The sequence below is a fragment of the Chlorogloeopsis fritschii PCC 6912 genome, assembly GCF_000317285.1.
GTDB classification, from domain to species: Bacteria; Cyanobacteriota; Cyanobacteriia; order Cyanobacteriales; family Nostocaceae; genus Chlorogloeopsis; species Chlorogloeopsis fritschii.
Genome location: NZ_AJLN01000120.1, coordinates 83,572 through 96,787 on the forward strand (window position 1 = coordinate 83,572; position 13,216 = coordinate 96,787).

General features: G+C 43.1%; 15 protein-coding genes and 1 tRNA gene. 6 read left to right on the forward strand and 10 right to left on the reverse strand.

What is annotated here, in order from left to right; genetic code table 11:
• Window positions 1–5 precede the first annotated feature (5 nt).
• The gene (locus tag UYC_RS0128180) at window positions 6–893 is read left to right on the forward strand and encodes an SMP-30/gluconolactonase/LRE family protein (protein ID WP_016878228.1); all 888 of its coding nucleotides are present in this window, start codon (window positions 6–8) and stop codon (window positions 891–893) included.
• Window positions 894–984: 91 nt separating this feature from the next.
• Here UYC_RS0128180 and UYC_RS0128185 read toward each other — a convergent pair whose 3' ends face one another.
• Complete coding sequence (locus tag UYC_RS0128185; RefSeq protein ID WP_016878227.1) at window positions 985–1,902, reverse strand: DMT family transporter; 918 nt, start codon at window positions 1,900–1,902, stop codon at window positions 985–987.
• A 284-nt stretch (window positions 1,903–2,186) separates the two neighbouring features.
• Here UYC_RS0128185 and UYC_RS0128190 point away from each other — a divergent pair, with 284 nt between their 5' ends.
• Window positions 2,187–2,531, forward strand: a complete 345-nt coding sequence (locus UYC_RS0128190; RefSeq protein ID WP_016878226.1) for a YlmC/YmxH family sporulation protein — start codon at window positions 2,187–2,189, stop codon at window positions 2,529–2,531.
• An 82-nt stretch (window positions 2,532–2,613) separates the two neighbouring features.
• Window positions 2,614–2,817: a ChaB family protein gene (locus UYC_RS0128195; protein WP_016878225.1), complete on the forward strand. Its 204-nt coding sequence runs from the start codon at window positions 2,614–2,616 to the stop codon at window positions 2,815–2,817.
• An 8-nt stretch (window positions 2,818–2,825) separates the two neighbouring features.
• On the opposite strand, the gene UYC_RS0128200 is transcribed toward UYC_RS0128195, so the two are convergent.
• The 9 genes from UYC_RS0128200 to UYC_RS0128240 form a co-directional block, all read right to left on the reverse strand.
• The gene (locus tag UYC_RS0128200) at window positions 2,826–3,749 is read right to left on the reverse strand and encodes an NAD(+) kinase (protein ID WP_016878224.1); all 924 of its coding nucleotides are present in this window, start codon (window positions 3,747–3,749) and stop codon (window positions 2,826–2,828) included.
• A gap of 4 nt (window positions 3,750–3,753) precedes the next feature.
• Window positions 3,754–4,059 (reverse strand): NADH-quinone oxidoreductase subunit NuoK, encoded by a 306-nt coding sequence (gene nuoK, locus UYC_RS0128205; protein ID WP_016878223.1) that lies wholly within the window; start codon window positions 4,057–4,059, stop codon window positions 3,754–3,756.
• 97 nt (window positions 4,060–4,156) lie between these two features.
• Entirely contained in the window at window positions 4,157–4,762 is a 606-nt protein-coding gene (locus tag UYC_RS0128210) for an NADH-quinone oxidoreductase subunit J (protein WP_016878222.1), read from the reverse strand.
• An 83-nt stretch (window positions 4,763–4,845) separates the two neighbouring features.
• On the reverse strand, window positions 4,846–5,424 hold the full coding sequence (gene ndhI / locus UYC_RS0128215) for an NAD(P)H-quinone oxidoreductase subunit I (protein WP_016878221.1): 579 nt from the start codon (window positions 5,422–5,424) through the stop codon (window positions 4,846–4,848).
• Between the two features lie 85 nt (window positions 5,425–5,509).
• Window positions 5,510–6,628 (reverse strand): NADH-quinone oxidoreductase subunit NuoH, encoded by a 1,119-nt coding sequence (gene nuoH, locus UYC_RS0128220; RefSeq protein ID WP_016878220.1) that lies wholly within the window; start codon window positions 6,626–6,628, stop codon window positions 5,510–5,512.
• 553 nt (window positions 6,629–7,181) lie between these two features.
• Window positions 7,182–8,318: a citrate synthase gene (locus tag UYC_RS0128225; protein ID WP_016879751.1), complete on the reverse strand. Its 1,137-nt coding sequence runs from the start codon at window positions 8,316–8,318 to the stop codon at window positions 7,182–7,184.
• Between the two features lie 112 nt (window positions 8,319–8,430).
• Window positions 8,431–8,925 (reverse strand): phosphohistidine phosphatase SixA, encoded by a 495-nt coding sequence (gene sixA, locus UYC_RS0128230; protein WP_026087709.1) that lies wholly within the window; start codon window positions 8,923–8,925, stop codon window positions 8,431–8,433.
• A 72-nt stretch (window positions 8,926–8,997) separates the two neighbouring features.
• Entirely contained in the window at window positions 8,998–10,290 is a 1,293-nt protein-coding gene (locus tag UYC_RS0128235; protein ID WP_016878217.1) for a DHH family phosphoesterase, read from the reverse strand.
• 410 nt (window positions 10,291–10,700) lie between these two features.
• Complete coding sequence (locus UYC_RS0128240; RefSeq protein ID WP_016878216.1) at window positions 10,701–11,198, reverse strand: HNH endonuclease; 498 nt, start codon at window positions 11,196–11,198, stop codon at window positions 10,701–10,703.
• 279 nt (window positions 11,199–11,477) lie between these two features.
• Here UYC_RS0128240 and alr point away from each other — a divergent pair, with 279 nt between their 5' ends.
• From alr to UYC_RS40040, 3 genes are all read left to right on the forward strand, one after another.
• A complete protein-coding gene (alr, locus tag UYC_RS0128245; RefSeq protein ID WP_016878215.1) occupies window positions 11,478–12,662 on the forward strand; it encodes an alanine racemase in 1,185 nt (394 codons plus the stop codon).
• Between the two features lie 138 nt (window positions 12,663–12,800).
• A tRNA-Leu gene (locus UYC_RS0128250) sits at window positions 12,801–12,882 on the forward strand.
• A 22-nt stretch (window positions 12,883–12,904) separates the two neighbouring features.
• Window positions 12,905–13,033, forward strand: coding sequence for a hypothetical protein (locus UYC_RS40040; protein WP_268744030.1), 129 nt, complete (start codon window positions 12,905–12,907; stop codon window positions 13,031–13,033).
• Window positions 13,034–13,216: the final 183 nt, after the last annotated feature.

The following is a 13,216-nucleotide window of genomic DNA, read 5'->3' on the forward strand; positions in this document are numbered from 1 at the left end:
AGCTTATGTCTGTGATCAATTCACCTCAGTATAAACTCAACAATATTTTGACGGCGCGTGCTCGTTTGGGAGAATGCCCTGTTTGGGATTCAACCCACAAGTTGCTTTATTGGGTTGATATCTACAACCATCGAGTCAATCAATTTAATTCTGTGACTGAACAAAATATATTTTTTGATGTTGGAGATGTGGTTGGCTCAGTCGCTCTAGCGGGTGCAAATCGGTTAATTATGGCACTGCGACATGGTTTGGCATTTCTCGATACTCAATCAGGTGAGGTAACGCCTATTATCCAGGTGGAAGCAGATATGCCTGATAATCGCTTAAATGATGGTAAATGCGATCCTCAAGGCAGATTTTGGTTTGGTTCCATGTGCCCTGGTAAAACTCAAGGTAGCCTTTATCGTTACGATCCTGATGGTTCATTGCATTTGATGGAAACGGGGCTGACAATTTCCAATGGATTAGGCTGGAGTCCCGATCAAAAGACATTTTACTTGGCTGATTCTGACCAGCAAAGAATCTATGCTTACAATTTTGATGCTCAAACGGGTAATCTTAGCGATCGCCGGATTTTTTTGGATTTAACGAGTGAATCTTTTTATCCTGATGGGCTAACGGTTGATAGTGAAGGGCATATCTGGGTGGCGATGTGGGATGGGTGGTGCGTAATTCGCTTTAACCCCCAAGGTGAAGAGATAGGGCGGATACCCCTACCTGTGCAGCGTCCGAGTTGTTGTACTTTTGGTGGTGAAGACTTGCAGACACTTTACATCACCACTGCTTCAGTTGGACTCAGCGAAAAGGAAATAGAAAAAAGTTTTTACTCTGGTGATTTGTTTGCTCTCCCAACTGAGATTACCGGATTGCCCACTTATGATTTTCTGGGTTAAAACAACAGATGAAGACATAGTTCTCGTTACCAGATTGAACCTGGTAACGAGGGTTAAAATCCAATTCCCAATCCCCAGTCCCCAATCCCTTTTACTTAAAATAAAATAGCAATCCTGTTCCAGCGATTGCCATGCCAACACCTGCGATCGCTCTCCAGGTTATTTTCTCACCCAACCACATAGCGATTGGGATAATAAATACTGGGCTAGTTTGCAGCAGAGTTGATGCAACTCCCGCAGTTGTGAATTTCAAGGCTGTTTGCTGTAACCAAATTCCTAAATAGGTTCCGCAAAAAGCTGCAAAGAAAATTCCAAATATGACTTGTGATGATTTCCACTCAGGGCAGAGCAATATCCTATTCTGACGCCCCAAAAAAGATGTCCAAATCAGCAAAATCAATACTCCTGCACTCAATCGCAATAAAGCAGCCCATAAAGGACTAATGTTGGTATCAGCGAATGCTGCACGAGAGAAAACAGTTCCTGTGGCATTTGTTATTGCTGTTAACACACCTAAGCCAATTCCGCGCCCTAGATGTGTTGTCATGCGATCGCCCAGATCGGGAGTACGTTCTGTCACTACCCAAGCAACTCCTGCAATCGTAAGTAAAATACCGTACCAAGCACTGAGATTGAGCTGTTCTTGAAGGAAAATTTCGCTCGCGATCGCTGCTATGGGTGGCGCAAGAGTTCCCATCAATAAGGCACGACGCGCCCCTATTGTATTGATAGTGGCAAAGAAAGCTGTATCTCCCAAGCCAATGCCTACAATACCGCTACATAGCAATAGAGAAAGAGGCACGGGAGCAATTTTGGGAAATAATTCCCCACTGAGCAAGATTGTGAGCACAAGCAGAGCGATTGCAACTATACCTTTAATCAAATTCAGTTGCAACGGTGGGATGCGCTCCCCCAAGCGCCCATAAACCACAGACGCGATCGCCCACAAACAGGCAGCAGATAAAGCCGCTATTTCACCTTGAAAAGCTGAAAATGAGGATTTTAACAAAATATTAAAAATAATCTCTACCCCTTTTCAAAAACTAAAAACTTTTCATATTTTTAAGATAAATACCTTTATAAACATTAGCACTCAATGCTCTTTACTGCTAATTTTTGGTCAGATAAACTTTAGCACTCATGCTAATCAAGTGCTAAACCTTTTCTACAATTTATTACTGATGGTATAGGCTTCCATAGTACTTTTTATGGATGTAATTTCAACACTGAGTTATATCATCATTGAATAAATTCAAATTTACACATTAGAGATTAATAATTGGGAAGGTGGAAATGAAATATACTTTTGATATTGTCGGAGTATCTCCAGTTTTGAACTTCTTTAATCATCAACAACAAACATTACAAAAACCTCAAAACAAAGGAGTGGAATACATAGCAACACATATGTGTACTTTGGATGCATTGATAGAATCTGTAGAACCAGTACCGCAAAAATGGGGTTGGGATCAAGACGAAGTTGTAGGTACAGTTATAGATTTTTGGATGAATAATTCAGAGAGTATACGTTATTGGAAATTACGTTTAAATGATGCTGGTAAAGAAAATTTACTAGTAGCAAGAGTTGCAGATGTTATAGCTTTAAAAGCTGAGTTGGAATCTTTATTAGGTGAATAGTTGTAAATAACGTAGTAGAAGCGATTGTTTTGGATTAGTAGCTTTTAAATAATGTTGAAGTTTTTTTACTATTTTTCTAACAATGCCTTATCAAAATATTGATGAGTTACCGGATTCTGTCAAAGAACACCTACCCAAGCACGCCCAAGAAATATTTATAGCCGCTTTTAATAACGCTGAAAAAGAATACAATTCTGAAGAAAGCGCTTTCCGCGTTGCTTGGAGTGCCGTAAAACGAGATTACGAAAAAGGCGAGGATGGGAAATGGCGTAAAAAGCCAGAATAGTTTTCCCATCAATTCGCATGACTAGTACTGCTGTAGCGAACCCTTGTACCTGCCCACAGCAACTTCTCTCGCAGTGTCTGATAATACGAATTATTTTCCCGCAAAATAATAAACTTAGCCCGACATTCTGCCATGCGCACGTCAACGCGATGTCCAGGCCAAATTGAAGTAGCTAATACCCCGTCCATCCACAGTTTTGTACTCAAATCGTAATCCCCTAAAGGCCAAATACTCACTACTGAACCAGGGGGTAGAACGACGGGGCGATTAGAAAGACTCATCGGACAAATGGGAGTAATGGTGATGGCTTCCATACCATCATGTATAATTGGGCCATTAGCAGAAACCGTGTAGCCAGTAGAACCAGTGGGAGTAGCAACTATTAACCCGTCTCCCACATATTGATCGACTACCTCACCATCAATTTCCATTTCCAGAATCGAGGTAATCATGCGATCGGCAGAAGCGGGTTTAACACACATTTCATTCAAAGCAAGATAGCGTTCGCTGACGGGTTCTAAATTACTACCATGCCCTTCATACACCGCAGCTTGCACCATCATCCGCCTTTGGATAGCGTAGCGATCCTCCAAAAGTCTATCCCAAACTTTTTCAGTATCTTGAAACTCATCCACTGATTCAGTTAAAAACCCCAGGTGTCCTCCCACATTTACTCCTAGAATGGGGATGCCAGCTGGGGCTAAATGTCTTGCACCAGTTAAAACAGTACCATCACCACCGAGCACCAAAGCCAGATCAATCGGTTGCCCTGCCGAAGCCAAAAACACTGGATAAGGGTTATCTTTTGGCCCGCTTGGCCCCATTAAAACCTGGCATTGGCGATTTTCTAGTTGTTTTGCACAAGTTTCTGCCCAGCGTTTGCTTTGAGCGTCTCTTGCTTTGTAAGCAATAATTACCTGCTTAAGGTCCACAGTGTTACCATTTGAGGAGATTAAACTGCTCCATATCGACAGTATCGCGGTTACGATAGATTGCCAGCACGATCGCCAAACCCACCGCCGCTTCAGCTGCCGCTACGGTGATCACAAATACAGTGAAAACTTGACCTTTGATCGCTGTTGAATCTAGGAAGTTGGAAAAAGCCATTAAGTTCAAATTCACAGCATTAAGCAGCAACTCAATCGACATTAGTACTCGCACAGCGTTGCGGCTGGTAATCAAGCCATAGATGCCAATGCAGAACAAAGCGGCTGCTAGTAATAAAAAGTACTCAAGCTGCATGATAACTGTATCCCTATTGAAAATTTCCCTGAAAGTAGCTTGTTGCTAATTGTTAATGGTTAATTGTTCATTGCCATTAACTATTAACCATTAGCTATTATTCGTTGTCGCTTCCTGCCGATATTAGTTCTCTGGGGCGTTCCGGCAATGTCAAAACAGTTTGCGGCAGATCGGAAGGAGCCGCTTGTTCTGGTAGATATTCGCGACGTGCCAGAATAATTGCGCCCACCATTGCCATTAATAACAAAACAGAAGCAACTTCAAAAGGCAGCAAAAAGTCACTGAAGAAATGCTGCCCAATCACTACGATGGGATCTCCTACAGGGATAGCAGTAGAACGTGACCAAGGCGTTGCCAAAACCATCGTACTCAACAGCGCAAACAATCCCAAACTTACCACAGCTGTTAATGCTTTACGCACCCAAGCAGTGGGGAAGGGAGAAAAATCCTGCCGCTTATTTACCAACATAATGGCAAACAATATCAGCACGTTCACCGCACCAACATAAATTAACAGTTGTGCGGCTGCTACAAAATCAGCATTCAACAGGAGATACATCCCAGAAATGCTGGCAAAAACACCAGCCAGCAAAAAGGCAGAATGAACGACATTAGAGAACAGCACCACACCTAGTGCCGATCCAATCATCATTACAGCCAACACACCAAACGAAACAACCTGTACTCCTTCGGCTAAATTCACTGTTTTTTTCCTTTGCTATCTGTAATTGCTAGATTGCTAATAGCTAATTGTGTCACTGCCAGTCTTCTATTAGCTATTAACTATTAGCTTTTCTCCACCAGATCCTCTGGACGGGCACTTGGACGAGGTGCATCGGCTGGTAAATCGTGGGGATCCATAATACCTTTAGGCAGGTACACCAATTCGCGCAAAGGTGTCACCATTGGATCGTTTGTAACTTTGTAGGGCAAACGACCCAATGCCACGTTATCGTAGTTCAATTCGTGGCGATCGTAGGTGGAAAGCTCATATTCTTCTGTCATTGACAAACAGTTAGTTGGGCAATATTCCACACAGTTGCCACAGAAGATACAAACGCCAAAGTCGATACTGTAGTGTTTGAGCTTTTTCTTTTTACTGGTTTTATCAAATTCCCAATCTACTACAGGCAGGTTGATCGGACAAACTCTGACACAGACTTCGCAGGCAATGCACTTATCATACTCAAAGTGAATCCTACCGCGAAATCTTTCGCCAGGAATCAGTTTTTCGTAAGGGTATTGTACAGTTACTGGACGCCGCCGCATATGGTCAAAAGTTACAGACAGTCCCTGACCGATATAACGACTTGCTTGCACAGCTTCCTTGGCGTAATCACCAACTTGTTTGAAGAACTTTAGCATCGTCGTGTCTCTCTCTTTAATTAGAAATTGCTGATAGCTAATTGCTAAAACAGCAAAAACACTATTAGCAATTAGCTATTAACTATTAACCACCAAAGGCGACGGGAAAAGCCAATTTCAAGGCTGCGGTTAATAGTAAATTTACCAAGCCAACTGGTAACAAGAACTTCCATCCCAAATCTAGCAATTGGTCGATGCGAACGCGGGGAACCGTCCAGCGCAACAAAATTGCCAAAAATACTAGCAGGTAAGCTTTCAGTACGGTCATGGTTATGCCCAGTGAGGCGGTGACAATTTGCAGAACTGGATTGGCTTCACTAACTCCAAACCAGTTAGCTAAAACGTCGATGGGAATTGGAAAATCCCAACCGCCTAAGTATAAAACTGATACCAGCAATGCTGAAAGTACTAAGTTGACGTAGGAACTTAGGTAGAACAGAGCGAATTTCATGCCGGAATATTCGGTCTGATAACCTGCTACCAGTTCCTCTTCTGCTTCTGGTAGGTCAAAGGGTAGTCGTTCGCATTCGGCAAGGGCGGCTATCCAAAAAATGATGAAACCTACTGGTTGTCGCCAAATGTTCCACCCCAAGATGCCGTAGCCTGATTGCTGATTGACAATATCAACGGTGCTAAGACTATTGGACATCATAGCGATCGCTAGTACCGCCAGCGCCAAAGGAATTTCATAGCTAATAGATTGTGCTGCTGCTCGCAAGCCACCCAACAGGGAGTATTTGTTATTGGATGCGTAGCCTGCCATTAACAAGCCAATTGGCTGAACGCTAGACAATGCAATCCACAAAAATACGCCCATGCCAACATTAGTAATTACCAAATTCTGTCCGAACGGCACGATCAAATAAGACAGAAACACTGGTAATACAACAATGATGGGGCCAAGGGTGAACAATAAGGGGTCAGATTTGGCTGGCACGATATCTTCTTTAAAAACCAGTTTCAGACCATCTGCCACAGGAGCCAGCAAACCTAAAGGGCCAATGTATTCAGGACCAATCCGCTGCTGTGCTGCTGCCGAAATCTTCCGTTCTAGCCATACGCAGGTTAGCACTCCCACTGTCGCACCAATAATCATTAGGATCATCGGCAGTGGCATCCAAATTGCTTTGGCTACGTCACCTGGCAGTCCCAAATCCATGAGGGACTCAATAAAAGTTCCTTGCAGATCAATTCCTGAATTCATGTTTGTTGCTCTTGAAGTCAACTCAAGACTGAAGTTTGAAGTTAAGAAGTATGAAGTCTGAAGTTTGAATTCATAAAATATTTCATCCTTTAGCCTTTATCCTACCCTACCCTGCGGGAACGCTAACGGCGAACGGGAAGCCGCCTAGCGGGCGTCTAAATCCTTTAACTTCATCCTTCATCTTTTGCTTTTCATGGTTGTTTACAACTATCTACAACTTGTTAATAACTGTAAATTTACCCGTCAATTATTTCTGGTCATACCAGGCAAAATTTAAGATTTTTTGCAATTCCCCATGCTTAGTATATCGTTGGATGGGATATGCCCCTATGAGTTTGATGAGAATTTCTACTTATGGTATTAATTGGGATTTGCTAACAGAGGGATTGGGGACTAGGGGCTAGGAAAGAATCACCAGGAGCACTAGGAGTGGGAGTGAGGGAGCGTAGACGCGCCTTATTCGGCTTCCCCCAGGGTGGAAGCGAGAGTAAATAACCCTTATATCTTCCCTCTTCTTCCTAGTCCCTAGCCTAAGCGCCTCTAGCCCATAACCCTAACGTTGGTCGATGGGAGTGTAAGCAATACCGTGCCGACCGTTGTAAACCTGGGTAGGACGGAAAATCCGGTTTTCTTCTAGCTGTTCTTTCCAGTGTGCCAGCCAACCTGCGACACGGGCGATCGCAAATATTGGTGTAAATAAGTCTGTGGGAATGCCCAACTTCCTATACACTAAACCAGAATAAAAGTCAACATTGGGATAAATTCCTTTTTGACCGAGTTTTTCCTCTACAACCCGCTCCATCTCAATAGCGATGTCATAGTATTTGTCATGTCCGAATTTTGCAAACAGTTTTTCTGCTAGGTTTTGCAAAATCGTCGCTCGCGGATCTTTGACTTTGTAGACACGATGTCCAAAGCCCATAATTTTGGCTTTACGTTGCAAGCAATCTTCTAGATAGGGACGCACATTCTCAACGGAGCCAATTTCTTCCAGCATAAAGATTACTTCTTCGTTAGCTCCACCATGCAAAGGCCCTCCTAAGGTACCAACCGCACTCGCCACTACAGCATATGGATCGGTCAGGGTAGAAGCTGTTACCCTGGCACTGAAGGTAGAGGCATTCATTGTATGTTCTGCGTGTAATATCAAGCAGACATCAAAAATTCGCGCCGCCAAAGGATCGGGTTCTTTCTCGTGGAGCATATACAGAAAGTTCGCGGCATAGTCTAAATCATCATTTGGGCGTACAGGATCGTTACCTTTTCGCATTAATTGAAACGCCGCTACCATCGTAGGAATAGTTGCTAACAAGCGAACTACCGCATCCCGGATGTAAACGGGATTATCTAAATCGCGGCGCGCATAAAACAAGCCTAAAGCCGCAGCCGAGGCTTGTAGAGCATCCATTGGATGACCGCTTTCTGGAAAAGATTTCATCATGTCGCGAATCCGATATTTGATCCGCCTGTGATGAAGAATTTCATCTTCAAATGCTGCTAACTCTTCTACTGTGGGCAACTCACCCCAAATTAAAAGATAAGCAGTTTCCAGAAATGTGCTTTTTTCTGCTAGTTCTTCAATCCGGATGCCACGATACTCTAATAATCCTTTTTGTCCGTCAACATAGCTGATACCGGATTGGGCGGCAGGAATGCCTTCCAAACCAGGCTTATATTCGCACACCATCATGGCAACACCATCTGATTTTTAAAGATTTGTTCAGGCTAACTTACCAGAAATTATTGTCGCCATAACAGTATCCGTTATCACACAAGTTCTTAACTGAACTGTGGAAAAACTGTTAAAGCAAGTACTTGGGTGGTGTCAACCAAAACATCTGACTACAACCCAAAACAGAGCCTGTTTCTGGTACCCTTAACCCGATCATACCTGCTTTTTTCAGCACAAAACGTTCCTTCGCTTCTCCCCAAAGGAGAATTTCTGCCCAACTACTCAAACAAGGCTCGTGTCCTACCAATGCTAGTTGGCTATTAGGGGTAAAATTTCTTGGTTTAAACCAGTCTTCTAACCAACTATGGATAGAACCACCAGGAGCAAGATGAGTACATTCCTCTATCTGAGAACTCAGCCCGGCTTCTATGAGGATATCTGCTGTTTGGCGTGCTCGTACTAAAGGACTGGTAGCAATTAAATCAAAGCTAAAACCTAGTTTTTTCAATCTTTGGGCAACTTTTTCGGTTTTTTGCCGCCCCTCTTTAGTTAGTCGCCTTTGTTCGTCTGTGATATCGTTTGTTGCCTCTTCAGCGATGCCGTGACGGATTAAATACAGTTCCACAATTTTGTCCTTTGTCATTTATCATTTGTCATTTGTGAGGAAATACTAACTAATGACCAATGACCAATGACTCTATTCTGATTGAATCGGGTTGTCTCTAGGGTTGACCAATCTCAAAAGTTTTTGCTTAATTTGAGCATCGAAGACTTCCCATTTCATTTTTGCATAAGCGGAATTCTCGTTACCGCCTGATAGGAAACCCATTGGAATTTCAAAGCCGCCAGCACTTGTACGTCCGCCACCAAAAAAGCGCCCGCTACTGTCTTGTCCAAAGGCTTCTTTAATAAACTCATCAGGATCGAGGGTAAGTTTGGTAGTTCTTAAAGAACCGATGACTACTTCTAATTCATCGTCTTCGTCGTGAACAATACCGTAAACTACTGCGGTGTGGACGTTTTCTTCTGTGACCAGAAAATCTGCTGCTTGAGGGATGGCATCGCGATCATCGTAGCGCAAATAGCCAACACCGGCAATGGAAAAGTTATTTTGTACGATCCGGTTCTTTAGCGATCGCTCAATTACATCCATTACCCGCTTGGAACGGTTTGCCTGGAGTATGGCGTTAAGTAGTTGAACGTCGTAAAACCGACTCAGATAGGCTGCTGCTAGAAAATCTTCTTCTTTTGCTTGCATCAGAAGATTTGTATCAGAGCGCAAACCATGCATCAAAGCAGTAGCGCACTTCACGTGTTGATTGATGGTGCTATCTAAAGGCAGCAATCCTGTTTGCAAATACTGAGTAAAAATTGTTGCTGTTGCCCGTACATCCGGACGGATATCAACAAACTCTGATTTCAAGTTTCCCTGTAAACTGTGATGGTCGATAACTGCCACCAATGGAATTCCTGCCTGCTCTAGGACTGGTACCAGTTGAGAAGTAGTTCCTTGGTTATCAATTAATACAAAACCTTGATATGATGACAAATCCTTGCTTTTGAGGTTTTGTAGTGGGCAACGTTGAGCAGGTAAACCAGTCAGCTTCACTAAGGCAATATTTTCTTGGTGACTGAGCGTACCAGCGTAAATAATCTCGCATTTGATATCGTACTGTTGAGCAATTAACTGGTAAGCCCAAGCTGAGGAAAGAGCATCCGGATCGGGAAAATCTTGCAGAATCAAAATCTGGCGCTCTTGCCGATGTGCAAGCATGGTTTGGCGCAGTTCTTCTGACTTTTGTAATGATACAGAATTGGCGCGCTGACCATTAGTTCCTTCACCTGCTGTTAATGTTCCAACAGACTGTTTGGCAACAGGAGCTTCAAGGGCTTCTCTGTCTATTCCCCCATCATCTGGAGTCGGTTCTGGAGTCAGATCTGTTGTCAACGGTAATCTCTCAAGCTGAGTAAGGGAAGAATTAAACTGCATAGGATGAATATATTATCCGTGTGGGGCTAGGTGGATTCAAAAAAACTACAATCAGCGATTTACTGATTTAGCCACACACCTCGATCTTCGCAAAAATATAGAAGCGTGGAAATGTATATGTAGGTGTATTTTTTGTCAAGGAATATGTTCTTAAATATTTCCAAGGAAACACTCTTTTTTGCCGTTTCTAAAATTGAGAAATTTTAACGAATACACACTTCCCAAACCATTACTGTGTGGTATAATGGTGAGGTTGTTTAAAAATTGCAAGTAATTTTTGCAAGCTTAATCTTTAGCTGTCCTAAAGAAAAACTTTGCAAACAGCTGCAAATTATTGTAAATCCTACATCTTGCAGTGGATCAACAGCAAGGCTTAAGAATTTTTTGCGTAATTATGAATTTTTAGAATGTCAAAGTCCTATAACATATTTCTGCCACTCTTCGTGCATACCACTTTTTAGATGTTTGCTGACCTCAAAGTAGAGACTGCTGTAAGGTCGGCGAGGAGAATGACGTAAAAGCATATGTGCTTCGTGGGGTGTGCGGCTACCCTTTTTAACATTGCAGCGCACACAGGCTGTCACGATGTTCTCCCAACTATCTCCTCCTCCACGCGATCGCGGTATCACATGGTCTAAAGTCAATTCATCTCCCGTGTAACCGCAGTATTGGCAAGTGTGCCCGTCCCGGTGCAATATATTTCGACGCGTCAGAGGAATCTCTTTATAAGGCACCCGCACATAATGGCGTAACCGAATTACAGTTGGAAGCGGAAATTCAGCGTAAAGAAATTTACCGTTATGTTCTACGCGCTCTGCTTTGCCTTTAATTAACAAAACTGCAGCGCGACGCCAGCTCGTAATATTGAGCGGTTCGTAAGAGGCGTTTAAGACTAAAACCTTCCCCATTGATAATCGCTCAGGCCTTTTATTTTACATATATTAACACAAATGTAACCTGCTTAGGCTATGAAAATAAATTATACTTCAGCTTCAAGTGGGAAATAGAGTTATAAAATTGCGATTTACAAGTAATTTTTTGATATTTAATAATTGTCACCTCATGCCCTTGTGCTAACCCCAATAAGAAGGGTAAACTTCCTGATTAATCTATCCAGAGCCGCTTATAATGGCGCGAATAAATAAGTAGCCTGGAAGCCGATCGGTGGTGTGAAGGAGTAAATCAAAATGTTAAGTCATGAGCAAAGTTCGGGTGTGGCTGCTCAACAGTGCGACACATATGCTTGGTTTTCGCAACGTGCTTGGGTGGAAATAGATTTGGCAGCGTTATCGCATAATGTACAGCAACTACGACGGTTCCTGTCACCACGCACTCAACTCATGGCAGTAGTGAAAGCCGATGCCTACGGTCATGGATCTGTTACAGTTGCTCAAACAGTATTACAGTCAGGAGCAAGTTGGCTCGGTGTGGCTACGGTTCCAGAAGGAATTCAATTACGAGAAGCTGGTATTAAAGCTCCAATTTTGATTTTGGGCGCGACTCATACCCCAGAACAAATTCATGCGATCGCCCATTGGAAGCTTCAGCCGACAATATGCAGCCCCAAGCAAGCCTTAATTTTTTCTGACATTCTAGAAGCGATTAACTACAGTTCTCCCGTACCTGTACACATTAAATTAGATACGGGAATGTCACGCTTGGGAACGAATTGGCAACAAGCAGCGGAGTTTGTGCAGCTAGTACAGCGGCTACCGCATCTGAATATAGCCAGTATTTATTCTCACCTAGCGACAGCAGATAGCCTCGATCCGGCTGTGATGAAGCTACAGCATCAAAGATTTCGAGAAGCGATCGCCCAAATTAAAGCATTAGGCATCAAGCCTCCTTGCCTGCACTTGGCAAACTCAGCAGCTGCCCTCAGTGACAAAGCATTACACTACGATATGGTGCGGGTGGGCTTGGCTGTATATGGACTTTATCCAGCAGAACATTTGCGATCGTGCATTGACCTTCAACCAGTTTTACAAGTTAGGGCAAGAGTGACGCAAGTCAAAACTATTGCCGCCGGAACTGGTGTGAGCTACGGACATCAATTTGTTGCCCCCCACGAACTCCGCATTGCTGTAGTTGGAATTGGTTATGCTGATGGCGTGCCGCGCAATCTTTCTAATAAAATGCAAGTCATAGTGCGCGGTCAAAAGGTAGCCCAGCTCGGTGCTATTACAATGGATCAGCTAATGATAGATGTTAGTGCCATACCAGATTTACAAGAAGGTGAAATAGTAACTTTACTGGGGCAAGAAGGAAAGCAACAAATTTCTGCTGACGATTGGGCAAATCAATTAAATACTATTTCTTGGGAAATTCTGTGCGGGTTTAAGCATCGCTTGCCTCGTGTGGCGGTAATTTAGGGGCTAGGGGCTAGAGGCTAGAGGCTAGTAGAAAAATATTATTTAGATATTTAGATACTAAAAACCCCTAGTCCCTAGTCCCCAATCCCTAATGTATTGCCATAGAAGATTTGTTATGATAAGCTTATAGATCGTGACGCGGATGTGGCGGAATTGGCAGACGCGCTAGATTTAGGTTCTAGTACCGCAAGGTGTGAAGGTTCAAGTCCTTTCATCCGCATAAATTAAAACAAAGTATTCGTTTGCGATCGGCAGAGTATGAAAAGCAAGTGGCGCTTGAAGGATTTTGTCTGTGGCAAAGATTGATTGCTTTTTGGAGCGATCGCATTCATCAACGATTGGGAGAGAAACTTAAAAGCTTCAGTAGCTAGTTTTTTGTTGAATGTAGATGTCTCGTCGTCGGGAAGGCATTACCTGTGATGACATTCTATAGCTTTCCGAAATTTAGGACGCTGGTATTGAATTATTCTCATAATCAAATTGCGTCTAACCCTCCTACCCATGAACGAACAGCCTCAGCAAGCCTATTTCCAATTCTTAATGGAGTTACTACT

Bases quoted from the DNA above. Each gene is read 5' to 3' on its own strand.
- UYC_RS0128240 (WP_016878216.1), bottom strand. From the start codon at position 11,198: ATGGGGAAGGTTTTAGTCTTAAACGCCTCTTACGAACCGCTCAATATT.
- alr (WP_016878215.1), top strand. From the start codon at position 11,478: ATGTTAAGTCATGAGCAAAGTTCGGGTGTGGCTGCTCAACAGTGCGAC.
- nuoH (WP_016878220.1), bottom strand. From the start codon at position 6,628: ATGAATTCAGGAATTGATCTGCAAGGAACTTTTATTGAGTCCCTCATG.
- UYC_RS0128180 (WP_016878228.1), top strand. From the start codon at position 6: ATGTCTGTGATCAATTCACCTCAGTATAAACTCAACAATATTTTGACG.
- UYC_RS0128195 (WP_016878225.1), top strand. From the start codon at position 2,614: ATGCCTTATCAAAATATTGATGAGTTACCGGATTCTGTCAAAGAACAC.
- UYC_RS0128235 (WP_016878217.1), bottom strand. From the start codon at position 10,290: ATGCAGTTTAATTCTTCCCTTACTCAGCTTGAGAGATTACCGTTGACA.
- UYC_RS0128225 (WP_016879751.1), bottom strand. From the start codon at position 8,318: ATGATGGTGTGCGAATATAAGCCTGGTTTGGAAGGCATTCCTGCCGCC.
- UYC_RS0128190 (WP_016878226.1), top strand. From the start codon at position 2,187: ATGAAATATACTTTTGATATTGTCGGAGTATCTCCAGTTTTGAACTTC.
- nuoK (WP_016878223.1), bottom strand. From the start codon at position 4,059: ATGCAGCTTGAGTACTTTTTATTACTAGCAGCCGCTTTGTTCTGCATT.
- ndhI (WP_016878221.1), bottom strand. From the start codon at position 5,424: ATGCTAAAGTTCTTCAAACAAGTTGGTGATTACGCCAAGGAAGCTGTG.